Genomic DNA, 16887 nt, shown 5'->3' with positions numbered 1-16887 from the left:
AATCTGACCAATCTGTTTAGCAGTGCCATCTCCTATGGCGCTGACGGCGCTGGCTCCACCACCTATGCCCTCAGCCTCACCGGCTCCAATGTCGCCAGTGGCCTCTACGCCCATGGCACCAATGGCGCTCAGGGAGAGCAGATCGTTCTCAATCAAACGGGCAATGTCATCACCGGCTCAGCTGGTGGACAAAACTACTTCACCATCACGCTCAATGCCGATGGCACACTCAAGCTCGATCAGATCAAGGCCATCTGGCACGGCGACAAAACCAATCCAGATGACACGCAGACCCTCAACGCTGTGGCCAATGCCCTCAAGCTCGTTGCCACCGTCACCGACGCCGATGGTGATACCGCGTCCCACAGCCTCGATCTGAGCAAGGGCACTTTTGCCTTCAAGGATGACGGTCCAACCGCCAAAGACGACACCGGCACTCTTGAGATCGTCTATGACAAGCTTGGCGTGGGCGCGATTAATGCCGCATGGAAAATCACTGGCGGCGGTCAAAATCTCGTTTATACGGACCAGGATGGAGACGGGCTCAGTGACCACGTCACCTGGGGCGACAGCAGTGGTCGCTCGGGCTATGGTTTTGTTGATGCCCCAGCGGCAGACCTCCAAAATCTGCTCACAAACCAGACTTTCTATCTGGGCGAGTTCACGCACAGGAACTTGCCTGTCACGTCTGGTACAGCCATCACTCAGGCTCAGCTGACAGTGAATTTCCAAGTCATCATCAATGGGCAGACCGTAAACGTCGGCCCTGTGGTGATAACGTTTACCCACAACGAGACGCCAAACTCTACCGACCCAGAGGCCAGCCGAGACATCATCTCGATTGCGACGTCAACCACGACCATTACCATTGCCGGCCAGAAGTACACCTTGGACGTCACCGGTTTCGTTGATGAGAATAATCAGATCGTCAACACTGTCCGGACCTATGAAGGACAGAGCAATACCTATCAGCTGGCCGTACGTTTGGTCTCATCTGACACCACCAACATTACGGCGAATGGCAATTTGCTCAGCAATGCGGACACTGCGGGCGCGGATGGTGGCCTGGCAGTCGTTGCCCTCATCGGCACCGGCGCGGCTGATACAACGCTCGAGAATGGCGTCTATCAGGTGCAAGGTCTATACGGCACGCTGACCGTCAATCGTGCGGGTGAATACAAATACACCCTCACCAAGGATGCGAGCGAAGTTCCGACAGGAGCCAAGGAGGTCTTTACCTATCGCATCACCGATGGTGACGGGGACACCGATGAAGCCACATTCACGCTCGACATCTCTAAGGTTGATAGCAACGGTCAGATCATCACTGCCGGTCAAACGATCAACGGCACGGCAGGGCCTGAAACGCTCACCGGTACCGTCGGCAATGACATCATCGATGGCAAAGCTGGTAGCGACACGATCAATGCTGGCGACGGCAACGACATCATAATTGCCGATAGTAACGACACCCTCATCGATGGTGGTTCAGGCATCGACACATTGCGCGTGTCGGGCACATTCCGGACCGCCAGCAATGCACAACTTGTCAACTTTGAACGGGTCGAACTCGCCGCGCCGACATCAGGCAACCGCACAATCGCGGATCTAACCAACCAAACTGAAAGCCTCCGCATCACCGGCTCCAGTGGCAACGACAAGATCCTTGGCGGCTCTGGCAATGATGTGATCATTGGCGGATCGGGCAATGACATCCTTGCTGGTGGAGCCGGTAACGATATCGTCACCGGCGGCACGGGAGCCGATCAGTTCCGGCTGTCGTCCAATTCAGGCACTGATGTCCTGCGAGATTTTAATCGTTTCCAAAGCGACAAGATTGGCTTCTTGGATACAGGCACTAGTGCAAGTGGCAGTGTCAACTTTGCCAACACGACGGGCACATCTGCAGGGGCAGTGCTTAACAGCAATGACTTCGTCGCCAGATCGTCGATGGGCAATATCGACAACTCCGACGATCAAAGGGTCATCGTCATATCGACCGCCCAGTTTGAGGCCACGATCAAAACCGGCAACGTAGCGAGCGCAAACAACAGCTATGTCATTGTCTACAATAGCGACTCGCAGCACGGCGAGATTTGGTTCGCAACAAACTGGAGCGTCTCCTCAACCCGTACGCTGATTGCGACGCTCGAAAACGTTATTTCGGCTGCCGAAGTATCCGCCCTCAAAGCATCAGACTTCGTCGTCTACTCCGATGCAAACGACCCCATTATTCTCGATCTCGATGGCAATGGTGTTGGCTTTAGCAGCCTTTCCCATGGTGTCGTCTTCGACCTCAATGGTGACGGGGCCAAAGACAAACTGGCCTGGAACAACACCAGTGATGGCATTCTGGTTTATGACGGCAACGAAAACGGTATTGCCGACGATGGTACAGAGCTGTTCACACCTTGGTTCCAAGGCGGAAGTTTCGTCAGCGGGGCAGACGCTCTCGCCTCCCTCGATAGCAATGGCGATGGCATAATTTCGCCTGAAGATGAGGCCTTCTCCAAGCTACGCATCTGGCAAGACGATAATGGCGACGGGTTTACGGACGCCGGCGAGTTGAAGACGCTGGTTGAGCACGGCATCACCAGTATCGATGCGTCGACAAGCTCGACGGGCCAAGAGATCGATGGCCAAACCGTCGTTGGCACAGGAACGTTCACGCGCGACGACGGCACCACAGGCACCTATGTCGAAGTGGAACTCGATACCGAGTTTGGCGATGGCGACGCGGATGACTACACCCAGGCTGAAGATGATCTCGCTTCCAGCCTAGCCGCGACACAGGCGTGGACCGATGGTGAGAAAGCCGCCGAAGCACGCTCAGATATGGATGCGTCCGCGAGCCTCGACGAATACATGGCAGAGGACACTCTCGACATCACAGAGCTCCTCGATCGAGCCACTGGCCAGACTGAAGCCTCAAGCAGCGCTGATAACAATGGCACGATCATTGAGGTCAACAGTGCCGATTTGGACAAGCTCATAGATACTGGTCCAACCGTGACAGTGGTGATTGAAGGTCAGGAGTATGACGTCAACCTTCACAACCAGACGATCTAAGCAAAACTCATGATCAACGCGGCCCACTTCGGTGGGCCGTTTTTTTTTCGCCGTGGCGGTCGCTATCGGCTGAGCTTGGTTCCACCCTGCGACAGAAAAACGTCGCAAATTGAATAGACTACTGTGGAAAACTTTTTGCCTAATATCTCTATTTGACCCTGCATCAAATGACCACACCCGCATGGTTGCGGCATTTTCACGGCATCTGAATGCGCAAATTGTGGCCACGACGCTTATAGGCAAAGCTAAAGTCGATCATTGACTTAAGTTATAAGTGCGACGTAATGGCATACAAGTACACAGCGACAAAACACCTCGCCACGCGTACGCCTAGTCTTTCTGCACGGATCGGAGTGACGCCGAACTGAACATTTTGTCGCGCCAGTAATACATCACGAAAAGTGCTGCACCACTGCACCTCCACATCCTACGGACATGGAGAACGTTGTTTCTTTGCCTAACGGGTAGAGATCGGTCTACGGCGCAACTTTCGGTTAGCCGCTATGCACTTTGGAGAGGGCACGACTACCGGTTTGCGCTTTGGCAATTCCCTTTGAATATCAAGAAGGTCCTCCTCATGACCAGAACCAAAATTGTCGCAGTCGCAGGCCTAATCGCGGCACTCTCAACCTCTGCCGCACTGGCGGACACCGTTTACACCGTTGGCCCGAAGAACATCTTCGAAGGCGTCTACAGCGCCGACCAAGCCAGCCGTGGCAAGCAGATCTATATGGATAGCTGCGCGAACTGCCATGGTTCCAAGGGTGGTGGCGGCCCAGCTGCTCCTCCGCTGACCGGTAGCGCACTTGATTACAAGGCGGGCGGTACGCTTGCCGACGTCATGGACTTCATGATCATGGCGATGCCGCCTGAAGCTCCAGGCAAGCTGCGGAACAAGGAATACTCGGACGTTCTCGCTTTCATGCTTGAGTTGCATGGCGCACCAGCAGGCGAAACTGAGCTGCCGTACAAGATCAAGGAACTGGGTGACTTCGAAATCATCGAAACCCCAGCTGACCTCCCACCTCCAGCTCCTAAGGCTGAAGGCGAAGAGGAAGAAGAAGAGGTCAAGGTACCGTTTAACGACGGGCACTAAGCCACTCTCAAAACACCTATTTCGACATCGCTCCGCTGACGCATTCGCGCCAGCGGCAGGGATTTGTCGACCACGATTCTTCAAAAGAGGATGGTACCTATGAAGATCAATCGCCTACTGATGGCAACGGTCGCTTCGCTCGCTCTGGCGAGTGCTCCGGCATTTGCTGACAAACTCGCTGACCTGAAGCCGGTCACCGATGCCGACCTGCAGAACGTAGCTCCAGGCAACTGGCTCGCTTATGGTCGTGACGTATCCAACTTTGGTTACTCCCCTCTCGAACAGATCAATGCTGACAACGTTAAGTCCCTGACTCAGGTTTGGGCACGCGGCATTGAATCCGGCCAGACCCAGACTGCACCACTGGTGTATGACGGCGTTATGTTCATCGCGACCCCAGGCGAAGTCATGCAGGCGCTCGACGCCGTGACCGGCGACCTGCTGTGGGAATACCGCCACCGTATGGAAGCTGAGCCAGAAGAGCTCAACTCCATCACCCGTGACCGTAAGCGCGGCATCGCCATCTATGGCGAGAACGTTTACTACGCCACTTGGGACAACCACCTCGTCGCTCTCGACATGCGTACTGGTCAGGTTGCATTCGACATCGACCGTGGCCAGGGCGATGAAGGCATCTCCAACTCCTCCGGTCCAATCATCGCTAACGGCGTGATCGTTCTCGGTTCTTCCTGCCAGTACTCGGGCTTTGGTTGCTACGTAACCGGCCACGATGCGAAGACCGGTGAAGAACTGTGGCGCAACTACTTCATCCCGAAGCCAGGTGAAGAAGGCGACGACACCTGGGGTGGTTCGGCTTACGAATCCCGCTGGATGACCGGCGCTTGGGGCCAGATGACCTATGATCCGGTCAACGACCTCGTTTACTACGGCTCGACCTCGACCGGCCCTGCGTCTGAAGTTCAGCGCGGCACCATCGGCGGCACCCAGTACGGCACCAACACCCGCTTTGCTGTTAAGCCATCGACCGGTGAAATCGTTTGGCGTCACCAGACCCTGCCCCGCGACAACTGGGATCAGGAATGCACCTTCGAGATGGTCGTTGATACCCTCAACGTCAATCCAAGCGCAGACATGGAAACCCTCCAGGCGATCAACACCTCGGCTGCAACCGGCGAACGCCGCGTGCTGACCGGCGTGCCATGTAAGACTGGTACCGTTTGGCAGTTCGACGCAGTCACCGGCGAGTTCATCTACGCTCGTGACACCGCGTTCCAGAACATGATCGACAACATCGACGAAACCGGTCTCGTGACCGTCAACGAAGACGTCGTTCACAAGGAAGGTGGCGACTCCGTTTACCACTGCCCAACCTTCCTCGGTGGCCGTGACCAGCCGCGTACTGCGTACAACCCAACCTCTAAGGTTATGTTCGTACCGCTGACCAACGCGTGCCAGACCATGACCCCACGTCCGGATGCTCCAATTCCGGTCAACTCGTACAACCAGACTTCGACCTACTCCCTGCCAGAAGGCATGGACAAGGCTGGCCGTATCGACGCGATCAACATGGAAACCGGTGAAACTGTTTGGCGCTACGAGCAGGATTCGGTGAACTACGCATCGCTCCTGACCACTGCTGGCGACCTGCTCTTCTCCGGTGGCGCTGACCGCTACCTGAAGGCCATCAGCCAGACCACTGGTGATCTGGTTTGGAAGACCCGTCTCGCTGCTTCGGCAATGGGCGTTCCAGTCTCCTACGAAGTCGACGGCAAGCAGTATGTTGCAATCGTCACCGGCAACCCGGCTTACGGTTCGACCCTCGAAACCCGTCTGAACGAAAAGCCAACTGACATGAGTGCACTCGGCGCTTCGATCCACGTCTTCGCTCTTCCGCAGGAATAATCCTCCCAGATCGGCGCGGCTCACCCCGCGCCGATCGCCCTCAAGAACGTTCGGCCTAATGCACTATTTTTCTCTATCGCTGCGGTCTGCTCGCAAGTTTGCCAGCCGTTGCATCTGCTTGGCCGCCGTAATCAGCAGCGCATTCCTCGCAACCAGCGCTCCGTCCCTTGCCCAACTCGATATTGTCTCGCGTGATCTCTACACCGAGCGTACGCGCAACGAGGGCAATCTCATCTCCTTCTGCCTGCGCCCCTTTGGCCCCATCGCAGCCTTCGAAGCCGAGCTCGCCGAGCAGATCGGCAAGATGCTCCTCACCGAAGTGCGCACCTATACACTCAACCCGCGCAGCTTCCCGGTTCGCCCCTCGATTTTCGATTATTATTTCGGCCTCACCGACGATCAGATGTTCATCATGATGGCGCAGAATTGCGACGTCGTTCTGGGCATGCACCTGTCCGCGGCCTCGCCGGAATGGCTGCGTCTGTCGCGCCCCTACATCTCTGCCAATGTTATCGGCATCACGCGCGATCCCGCGCTAAAGTCGCTCGAAGACCTCGGTCCCAACATTCGCTTGGGCGTGCACGGTCAAGCTTCAGGCGACGCTGCCCTTGTGAGCTACTTCAACACGCAAGCGAAGGGCACGACGCCAGAACGCGTCAGCTTCCGCTCCAATCAGGATCTCTTCGCGGCGCTCAGTTCCGATCAAGTCGACGCCGCCCTGATATGGGAAGGCGCGCTTATGGCCGGCACCGACGGCAACCCCGAGGGCTATTATCCCATGGCCCGCCTGCCCTTCCCAGTTGATCCCATCGGCGTCAGCGCCGCCGTTCGCATTGAAGATCGTTTTCTGGGTGTCCTCATCGATGAAGCGCTGAACGCGCTCGACGAGAACGGTACGCTGGTGGAAATGGGCCTCCGTCACAAAGTTCTCTGGAGCGAAGCGCGATGATCTCGCTCCTATGGGAACTCCACCCGACCCGCATACTCTACGACGCCAGTGCTGGTGTCGTCGTCCTCGCCCTGCATGGCCTGTTCTTGGCGCTGGCAGCCAAGTGGCTGGGCGATCGTGGACCGAGCTACGATGGGCGCCTCACTGCTGATCCGAGCGTTCATATCGACATTTACGCCTTGGTTGGTGTGGTCGTGACCGGCTTTGGCTGGGTCAAGCCCATGGACATTCGGCCCAATGACATCAAAGGCCGCCTCTTCGGCATTGCGGCCGCTGCGCTATTCGCCATTGCCGCAACCTTCGCACTCGGCCGACTGGCCATGGCCAATCGCGGCACCCTCATTGCCATCACCCCGCCCGATTTACTGCAGTTTGCGGAAGCCTGGCTTTTCTCCTTCACCCGCCTCTCAGATCGCATCGCTGGTTTTAATCTCCTGCCGCTCTTCGCTCTGACCGCTGCGCACATCGTGCAGCCCTATCTGCCCGCCCGCCTGCGTCTGCCCACCACCTCGCTTTCCGCACTGACGCTCGCTCTGGCCTTTGCGATCAAACTTTGGGTGTGGCGATGAACGCGTCAGCCGACCCAATTCTCCAGCCCCTCGTCCAAGGTCGGTCGAGGCTCAAGCTGCGCTTGTTTGCAGCGGCCTGCATTGGTGCAACCTCTGCAATGTCGATCGTTTTGGCGGTCGATACGGGTCTACGCCTGCTCGGTCAGCAAGGCCTGTCGCCGCTCAACCAATTCATGAGCGCAGCAGCCTTTGCTGGTATAGGCCTCGGCGTTGTTCTGTCGTCCGATTGGCGCCGCCTCGCCAACCCGCAGCACCTCGCTCTCGCCATCGACCGCAAAAGCGATATGCGCCTGGGGTACGCCACAGCGCTCGAAGCCTATTCGCGCGATGAGTCGAGTTCAGTCGCTAAGGCATTGATTGATAACGCCAGAGCTGCATCATCTGGTTTGGACCAAGCCAAGCTCTGGCCCTATTTCACCAAGACCGTTCAGGTGTTTTTGGCCGTAAATTTGCTCGTCGGCGGTCTTGCATTAGCCCTTCAAAACACCGTCCTCACGCCGTCCCTCCAGCCTGTTGTCGAGACGTCCGAGCGTTCTGCCGACGACATTCGCGACAGCGCGCAGTCCCTTGCTGATCAGCTCAAGCGCGAAGCCATTGGCCGAAATGAACCCATTCTCGAAGCGCTCGCCCGCGCCATCGAAGAGCGTGTTGCCAATGCCAGCGAGGAGACCTCCAGCGAAGAGCTTGAGGCTGAGCTTGACGCCTTGATCGATCAAGCAAAGTCCGCTTTCGGTGACACGCCACCGAGTTGGCTCAACAACAATCGTATCACGGGCAAACCGCAAGACGGCACAGCAGGCGCGACCATCACCGGTGGCCCGCGCAATGCGCCCGAGCAGGCTGGCGACGATACTTTCGCGATCAATCTGGATGATCTCGAAAGCGCCCGCCGCCAGCGCCAGCTCAACATTATGGAAGCCAATGGCGAACAGTTGGACGAAACCGAAGCTTTTGGCGAGATCACCGAAGGCGACAACAAGCCGATGAGCGGCGCTATGTCGATGCAAAAGCTTGAACCCAAGCAGTTGCAGATCGCGGCTCGTGAAGCGGTCGGCGCATCGGCGGATTCTGGCAAGGGACCAGCCGATCAAGCCGGTGGTGGCAGCAGCGATCTGTTGGGCGAAAGCTTTGCCCTTGGCGCCAACGGAGCAGAAGATTTCTCCCTGCCCCAGTCGACACAGGAAACAGGCCGTCGCATTCGTATCAGCCTGCCCCCTTCTGAGTCAGAACAAGGACTTGCAGGTGCCGGTTCAGGTGAAGCCGGAGCGACAGTCAGCGCCCATGCGCCTGTCCCGGTCACCCGGTCAACCATCAGCGCCAGCCACCGATCTACCTTGTCGCGTTATTTCGAGAAGGTGTCGGAATGAACTCTCTCCCTAGACTATCCGGGACCATTACGTCGTGACCCCAGGCATTCTCGCTCCCGCGATGCTCCTCCTTCTCGCGCTTGGCGCACTGATCATATGGCTGCACAGCACCCAGCCTGTGCGTCGCATCGTGCCCAGCATGCAAATTTGGCTCTCCCTGCCAGACATGGCGGGCGTGTCCAAGCGTCGCCGCCGCCTGCCCAAGCCTTCGGCCCTGCTGTTCTTGCAACTGGCAGCCTTCGCCGCACTCGTCCTGGCGCTCGCGCAGCCTTTCCTCGGCGCGCGTCCGGCTGACCATTTAGTGGTCGTTCTCGATGGCTCCGCCGAGATGAATGTCTCGACCGATGGCGTGCGCACATTCGACAAGGCCCGTGCCGATCTAGAGTCGAGCTTACGTGCGCGCAACGGCGCAGCGCCTCAGCGTGTCTCCATCATTCTCTCGGGTCCCGCGCCGCAATTGCTGGCGGCACGCCATCCTTATGAACCCGAAATGGCAGCGCCCCTCGTCGCTGCCACCTTGCCAAGTGATGGTCCCGCAAACACCGCGCAAGTTCTGGACCTCATTCGCCAAACCCTCCTCCCCAATGAGACGGTGGAAGGCCTCTATATCGGTGCGCACCTGCCCCAGGCGCTTCGTTCGGATGAAGCCTTGCCAAGCTTTGAGCACACGCCAATCACGCTTCCAGCCCTCGCGCCGCGTCTTGATCTGCGTCTATCGCCCACACCAGACGGTAAGTGGCGCATTCAGGGCGGCGCAACCGCGGCAGCCACAGTAGAAGAAGCGCGCCTCGAAATTGGCTTCACCAGCCTCGTTGACATTGGCGAACATCAACCCCTTCCGTGGACCAGTTTCCGTCTCAAGTTTGTCGATGGCGTTTCGTCAATCGACGAAACCATCACCCTCAAGGATCTGGGCCTGATCACCGTCAGCGTCTCAGCCGAAGATACACAACCTTGGGCGGGCTCGACCCACTACACGCTAACCACGAGCTCAGTGCCGCAGCGTGTTCTCTATGTTGCCGAGCCGACCAGCGCCGATCAGCCGCTCATTCGCGCATTGCTGGCGCAAGACAATGTTGAGGTTTTCAAAACCTCAGAGCTGCCGTCGGGCCTCAGCGAGTTTGCTCTCGTCGTGGTCGATAATCTCACACTTCCAAATGCGCCCGCCGCGCACACAATCTGGCTTGGCTCTGCCGGAGTTGCTGAAATCAGCGACGCCACTGCCGCAGCACATGACGCTGATTACTGGCACCCGGTACATCCCCTCACCCGTGGGCTGGATTGGCATATTCCCGACTATGCTCAGGTGTCCACGCGTTCGCTCCCGGCTGGTGCCGAAGTCTTGGTTGCCGGCAATACCCTTCCGCTCCTCGCAACAATCGAGCGAGAAACCTATCGCGATCTCTTCGTCCGTTTTGACCCGCGCACAGTTGACTGGAAGGGCTCAGATGTTCTGCCGCTCCTTTCGGGCCAGATCACCGATTGGCTTGGCCTCGCCGGCATGCCGCTGCTCAACTGTCAGGTCGGTTTGACCTGTGGCGCACAGCTTGGGTCGTACACCTCCGTAACGGGCGCGGAGCCGTTCTCGGTCTCAGCCGCTGCATTCATCCCAAGCAACGCTGGCGTCTTCACCTCCGAGACTGGCCAGTTCATTGCCATAAACGCCGCTCCGAGCCGCGCACCAGCAGTTTCCGCTGAAAATGTTGACCCAAATTCTGGGTCGGCTCCCTTGGCATTGATGCCTTGGCTGATCCTACTCGCCTTGGCCCTCATGGCTGCCGATGCAGCCCTCCGCTATCGCAAAAGCGGCCGACGCTCGCTGACCGCTCTCATACCCATGGCTCTGCTGGGTGCTGCAGTGATCGGCGTCGCTTTGCCTTTGCCATTCGTGCGCAGTGTTGCTGTGACCATCGCTCCTCAGGGCGCGGCGTCAGTGCCGGGCACCACGACAATTGCTGCCGGGCCAGTTCCGCGCTTAGCGTCATCAGATACCTCCGCACAGCCCGCCACGCGCGTAACTCATTTGGGCCCTGCTCTCGCCCTCGCTGAAGCGCTCGTTCCGCCCCATCAACACGCAGCGATCACCATCAGCGCACCGATCCGCACCGAGATGTCGGCAAGCAACAGCTCTGCCTTATCCGGTCGGACCGCCATCACCCACACTGATGCCTCAGTGCCAGAAACACAGCAGCCTGAACTCGTAGCGATCGCCGTCCCCGCCGACGCCAAGCCCGGCGATCGCATTGTGCTAACGGCTCTCGTCAGCACTCCCGTGGAACTCCCCGCGGAAGTTTCCTTCCATGCCAACGGCACCCAGCTTGCCGCAGAAAACATCGCCCTCTTGCCGGGCATGAACCGGATTGAGACTGAACTCCCTCCGCTGGCATTGGGCGAAACTCTCTTTACGGTCAACGTCTCCACCGAGCGCGGCTTCGCCAGCAAAATGTCGGCGATCACCACGGCCCGTGCCGGTCGCCCTATTCTTGTCCTCGCGCCTGCCCTCTCGCACGGCGAGGCCTTTGCCGAAATGGCGCTGCCCGGCCACACGGAAGCGGACGTCGCCGTACTCGACCCGGCTTCAGCACCGGACTATCTGCGCGGTTGGCTGAACTATGACGCCGTGGTTCTCGTGAACATGCCTGCGCGCGCGATTACCTCCCGCGAAGCTGGTCTGGTTGAAACAGCAGTCTCCGAACACGGCCTTGGCCTCATCGCCCTAGGCGGCAACAAGGCCTTTGGACCCGGCGGCTATTACGCCACGCCATTTGAGAACCTCTCCCCTCTTTCGGCCCGCGTCCCCCGCGAAGCGCCAGAGGTGACAATGGTGTTTGTGCTCGACCGTTCAGGCAGCATGAACCAGACCGTTGGTAGTGGCACGCGCCTTGAACTCGCACGGCAGGCGACAGCTGGCGCAATTGAGCTGCTCAATCCGGCCAGCCAGGTCGGCATTGTGGTCTTCGACACCGAAGCCCGGGTCATTCTCCCGCTCACTGCTGCAAGCGAGAGCGATGCCATTCGCGCAGCCCTCGCCGAGGTCGATACCGGCGGCGGCACTGCCATCGTGCCCGGTCTCGAAGCTGGCTGGGGTCTGCTTCAAAATTCCGAAGCGCAAGCGCGCCACATGATTGTCATGTCCGATGGTCTTAGCCTTCCCGGCGATTTCGCTGGGATCGCTGGCCAAATGCGCGACCAAGGCATTACCGTGTCGGCCGTCGCTGTCGGCACCGAAGCCGATACCCGTGCCGTCATCGAAATCGCGCAAGCGGGTGGCGGTTCGGTCCACGCCTCCGACGACTTCGCAAGTTTACCCTCCATCCTCTCGCAAGAGGCTATGCTGCTGTCCTCGCCCGTACGTGAGGGCGTTGAACAGCCGCGCGTTAAACAGCTCAGCGCCGATCTGATGCGCGGCTTGTCCGCGACCCCGCCGAGTATCTCTGGCTTGGTGCTCACCACCGAAAAGCCGGAAGCACTCGTCAGCATGACCTCGACCAATGCCGAGGGCGAAGAAGCGCCCCTCATGGCCAGTTGGCGTTATGGCAATGGTTCCGTTCTCGCTTTTGCCAGTGACGCCACCGGTGAATGGACCCGGAACTGGCGAAATGACGCCACCATAGGCCCCTTCTGGGCCCATGTTTTGCGCCAGATACGCCCAATAGTGCCGGCCAGCGGCCCATTTTTGGCCATTCGAGGCCAAGGCGAAACCATTGCGCTTACGCTCGACGTTTTGGACGATGAAGGCGCGCCACGATTTGGTCTCGCCCCCATCGCCGAAGTGACCTTCGCCGATGGAGCGGTCCAACACATCGCTTTGCAAGAAACTGCGCCCGGCACCTATACGGCCAATATTCTCACCGAGAAAACCGGCCGCATTCACGCCCGCGTCGCTATCGCCCCGCCGAAGCGTCTCGGCGCGGCCGCACGCGATGCCTCTGATTTAATTGCAGAATCTGCCACCTTCATCAATCGAGCCTACTGGGCAGAGCCAATTTCAGACGTCGCGCCACGCTTTGTTGGCGGCATCGAAAAAGCCCCCGAAGGCATGGCCCTGCGCCTTGTCCCCGGCCTCACGACGCCTTGGACTGCCCTGGCGCTCCTCGCCTTCCTCATCACCCTATTCTTCTACATGCGTCCCCCGCGCCCCCGCGCCAAGGCCGGTATGCAAGCCCCCACCAATCAAGGACTGGCATCGTGACCGCTCACGCCCCAATTGCTTCAGATATTGAAACGCTCCGCACTGCCCTCAGCGCTGCACGCAGTGAGATTGCCAAGGCCGTGCGCGGTCAGGACGAGACCATTTTGCTAACCCTGATCGGCATTATCTCAGGCGGCCACGTTCTCCTTGAAGGTCCTCCGGGAACCGGGAAAACTCTTCTCGTTCAAAGCCTTCACGCTGCAACCGGGCTCGATTTCGCGCGCATTCAGTTCACACCTGACCTTATGCCCGCCGACATCACTGGCGGCATGACACTGGTTGAAGACGAGACCGGCCGCCCCCGCGTCGACTACCAGAAGGGCCCGATTTTCACCCAGCTCCTGTTGGCCGACGAAATCAACCGCGCCACCCCACGCACCCAGTCCGCCTTGCTCGAAGCGATGCAGGACGGGGCCATTTCTCACAATGGCCGAACCGAACAGCTGCCGCAGCCATTCACAGTTCTCGCGACCCAAAACCCGATTGAAATGGAAGGGACTTACACCCTCCCCGAGGCGCAGGTTGACCGCTTCATGCTGCGCATTGAGGTCAAATACCCGAGCCCGGAAAGTCTCGCTGAAATCCTCATTGCCACCACCGGCACCGAGAAGCCAAAGCTACAAGCTGTTCTAACGCCTGAGCAAATTCTTATCCTGCGTGCGCTGGTCCGCGACATGCCAGTTCACTCCTCCATCCCGCTGGCCGTCGCCAAACTCGCGACAGCAACCCAGCCGGGCAGCCCCGATAGCGATGCCGAAGCCAATCGCATTCTGCGCTATGGCATCAGCCCACGTGGGGCCCAGTCAATGCTCCTCGGGGCGAAGGCCCACGCTTTCCTCGCCGGTCGCAACCACGTTGCCGTAGAGGACCTCCGTGCTGTCATGGGCCCGACCGTGCTCCATCGCCTCCACGCTCGCTTTGAAGCCAAGGCAGATCCGCTGGCCGTGACCAAGCTGCTCAACCGCCTCTTTGACAAACATCTCGGTTCGATTTCATGAGCTTAGAGGCAAATCAAGCGCAGGCGGCACTCACGCCTGCATTGATGGATCAGCTTTCAGCAATGCACATCGTAGCGGGCTCTTCACGGGCCACGCGCGGTGTTGGCGAGCGTCAATCAAAAACGAGCGGCGCGGGCATGGAGTTTGCCGAATACCGCGCCTATCGCGCTGGTGATGATCTGCGCCATGTTGATCCGCGCAGCCTAGCCCTTGGCGCGCCGCTGACCCGTAGCTATGTGCAACGTCGTCAGCTCCTTGTTACCATTGTTCTCGACCTAACCCCTTCTATGGTCAGCGTTCCTGCGAAGGCTCGCCTTGCCTCAGCCCTGGCATCAGCCCTCGGTTTTGTCGCGCTAGTCGGTCAAGATCGCGTTCAAATACTCGTCTTAGAGGGCGACAATTCGATCCGTCGCTCCCCCGTTTGGCAGGGCCGCAGCCGAGCACCAGAGCTGTTCGCATTCGCGCAAACAGACCTAAGGCCAGTCCACGACCGTGAAGTCGGCGAACCAAGGCCAGCGCTGTCTAGCCTTGCCCAAAGCATTGAATCTCTTCGTGCAACAGCCGATGCAGGCTCGGTCTGCATCGTGCTTTCAGATTTCTGGGAACCCGGCGCGGCGCAGAGTTTGGGCAGTTTGGCAGCCACTCCAGCGAGTATAGCCGCCCTTCAAATACTTAGCGCTGTCGAGCGTGATCCCGGTGCCTATGGCGAAGGCGTTCACCGCTTTGTCGACGCAGAAACGGGGCATGAGCGCGACATAACCATCGACGAAACAATGCTTAGCCAATACAGGCAAGCCCTTGATACATTGCAGCTATCGCTCCGCACCGCGGTAAACCCACGCAATATTTTCCTCACTCTGCATGCCGAGGACAGTCTCAGCACACTGTGTTTTGAGACCTTGCCTCAAGCAGGAGTCATCGCATGACCCAATCTTCGTCAGCGCCCGTCAGTGATAACGCCGCTATTGTTGTGGACGGCATCTCCCAGCGCTATGGCCGCACCCTGGCTTTGGACAATGTCAGCCTCACCGTTCCTAACGGTAGCCTCTTTGCCCTGATCGGCCCCAATGGCGCAGGCAAGTCGACGCTCATCGATATTGTCTCGACCATTCGCAAGCCAGTTGCCGGGCGTGCTGTCGTCGCGGGGATCGACGTGGCACGGCACCCGCGCGACGTGCGTCGCCGGATTGGCGTTATATTTCAGAACTCTACGCTGGACACACGACTGTCGGTTTTCGACAACCTCGACTTTCACGCGCGCGTTCACGCCATGGGGCGTTCCGAACGCAATCGCCGCATTGATGAAATGCTCGAACTCGTCCGCTTGGAAGAATGGCGCAAAGCGCCCGTACGCGCCCTTTCCGCGGGTATGAAGCGCCGCCTCGAGATCGCTCGCGGCCTGCTCCACGACCCAGAAATTCTCTTTATGGATGAACCCACTGTTGGTCTCGACCCCCAGTCCCGCGCCAATATCTGGCAGCACCTCACGGACTTGCGTGAGCAGACCGGACTGACGGTTGTCGTCACCACGCACTACATCGACGAAGTGGCAGAAGCCGACGACGTCTGTGTCATCGACCGTGGCAAAATCCTCGTTGAGGGCACGCCGGCAGATCTAAAAGCCAAGCATGGCACGACGCTCTTGCGGTTGCAGCCGGAAGGCAGCGCTGGCCGCCAAGCTATTGTTTCTGCTCACCCCGACGCCATGACAATGCCCGACGGCCAGATGCTCGTACGCTTCGCCTCTCTACCTGAAGCTGAGGCTGCGCTTGCCGCCCTGCGTGGCAAAGTTGCGCTGGCTACCCTTGAACCGCCAAGCCTCGAAAGTGTCTTCCTCAGCCTCACCGGCCGCGCTTTGCGCGAAGAAGCACCGAACTCTGGACGCGGCAAGCCCGCTGGCAAAGGAGCTCGCAAATGAGCCAGAAAACCCCAACTCCGCGCGCGCGCCGTCAGTACAATCCTTCGGCCTTGCGCAATATGTGGGACATCGCTTGCGGTGTGCAGGTCATTTGGTGGCGCGAAGTAAAGCGCTCACTCACCGATCGCGGACAGCTGATCGGTGGCGTCTCTCGGCCGCTCCTCTGGGTGCTTATTCTCGGCGTTGGCCTCAACCCGTTCTTCCGGGGCGAAGTCATGGGCGACGTTAAGTTCATCGTCCCCTTCACCTATTTGCAGTACATCTTTCCCGGCGTGATCGTCCTCAACATCCTCTACACCTCCATCCAATCGGCGGTTTCGTTAATCTGGGATCGTGAGTTTGGCTTCCTGCGTGAAGTTCTCGTCTCGCCGCTGCCGCGCAATTTCATCCTTTTGGGCAAAGTCTTAGGCGGAGCCACCACAGCTGTGGTTCACGGCATGCTGGTTTTGGCCGTAGCGCGCTTTGCCAATATCCACATCAGCTTGGAGGACTTCATTGCCGCCTTGGGACTGATGTTCGTCATCTCCTTTGGCATGACATCGCTTGGCATCGTCATTGCCAACCATGTGAAAGGGTTTGAGGGCTTTGGCGTGTTTTCAAACGCGCTCGTGCTCCCGCTCTACTTCACCTCGTCCTCGGTGTTTCCGCTTGATCCGGCTCTTACTCGTGCTCAGACGTTGGTCGTCTATCCGCGCTGGCTCGTGGCGCTGGTTGAAGCCAATCCGATTACGTATGCTGTCGATAGCTTACGCGGCATCCTCATCGGCTTTCACTCCTTCCCCCTTATGCTGGGCTGGCAGGTCGCGGGCGGCATGGCTATCGTTCTCTTTCTCGTCGCCATGTACGAATTCCGCAAGGTATAGGCG

The 16887-nt window shown here is 58.7% G+C and carries 11 protein-coding genes; all 11 read left to right on the top strand.

Annotated features, from left to right (window positions below):
- Positions 1–3069 (top strand): DUF5801 repeats-in-toxin domain-containing protein (locus tag HKD40_RS13580; RefSeq protein ID WP_210257113.1); only part of this gene is annotated, 3069 nt, incomplete at its 5' end.
- 577 nt (positions 3070–3646) lie between these two features.
- Positions 3647–4165, top strand: coding sequence for a cytochrome c (locus HKD40_RS13575; RefSeq protein WP_169196316.1), 519 nt, complete (start codon positions 3647–3649; stop codon positions 4163–4165).
- A gap of 99 nt (positions 4166–4264) precedes the next feature.
- Positions 4265–6028, top strand: coding sequence for a PQQ-binding-like beta-propeller repeat protein (locus HKD40_RS13570; protein ID WP_169196315.1), 1764 nt, complete (start codon positions 4265–4267; stop codon positions 6026–6028).
- A 58-nt stretch (positions 6029–6086) separates the two neighbouring features.
- A complete protein-coding gene (locus tag HKD40_RS13565) occupies positions 6087–6977 on the top strand; it encodes a transporter substrate-binding domain-containing protein (RefSeq protein WP_169196314.1) in 891 nt (296 codons plus the stop codon).
- Entirely contained in the window at positions 6974–7546 is a 573-nt protein-coding gene (locus HKD40_RS13560; RefSeq protein ID WP_169196313.1) for a hypothetical protein, read from the top strand. Before HKD40_RS13565 ends, HKD40_RS13560 begins: the two co-directional genes overlap by 4 nt.
- Positions 7543–8913, top strand: coding sequence for a hypothetical protein (locus HKD40_RS13555; RefSeq protein ID WP_169196312.1), 1371 nt, complete (start codon positions 7543–7545; stop codon positions 8911–8913). The genes HKD40_RS13560 and HKD40_RS13555 overlap by 4 nt, the downstream gene beginning before the upstream one ends.
- A gap of 34 nt (positions 8914–8947) precedes the next feature.
- Positions 8948–13105, top strand: a complete 4158-nt coding sequence (locus tag HKD40_RS13550) for a VWA domain-containing protein (RefSeq protein WP_169196311.1) — start codon at positions 8948–8950, stop codon at positions 13103–13105.
- Complete coding sequence (locus tag HKD40_RS13545) at positions 13102–14103, top strand: MoxR family ATPase (protein WP_248306569.1); 1002 nt, start codon at positions 13102–13104, stop codon at positions 14101–14103. The genes HKD40_RS13550 and HKD40_RS13545 overlap by 4 nt, the downstream gene beginning before the upstream one ends.
- Complete coding sequence (locus tag HKD40_RS13540; protein WP_169196310.1) at positions 14100–15029, top strand: DUF58 domain-containing protein; 930 nt, start codon at positions 14100–14102, stop codon at positions 15027–15029. The genes HKD40_RS13545 and HKD40_RS13540 overlap by 4 nt, the downstream gene beginning before the upstream one ends.
- Positions 15026–16021 carry an ABC transporter ATP-binding protein gene (locus tag HKD40_RS13535; protein WP_169196309.1) on the top strand — a complete coding sequence of 332 codons (996 nt, stop codon included), beginning with the start codon at positions 15026–15028 and terminating at the stop codon, positions 16019–16021. The genes HKD40_RS13540 and HKD40_RS13535 overlap by 4 nt, the downstream gene beginning before the upstream one ends.
- Positions 16018–16884: an ABC transporter permease gene (locus tag HKD40_RS13530; protein ID WP_248306066.1), complete on the top strand. Its 867-nt coding sequence runs from the start codon at positions 16018–16020 to the stop codon at positions 16882–16884. Before HKD40_RS13535 ends, HKD40_RS13530 begins: the two co-directional genes overlap by 4 nt.
- Positions 16885–16887 lie beyond the last annotated feature (3 nt).

Source organism: Devosia sp. MC1541, assembly GCF_012847305.1.
Taxonomy (GTDB): domain Bacteria; phylum Pseudomonadota; class Alphaproteobacteria; order Rhizobiales; family Devosiaceae; genus Devosia.
The sequence above is the reverse complement of the archived record's forward strand: the minus strand, read 5'-3'. Positions and strand labels throughout refer to the sequence as shown.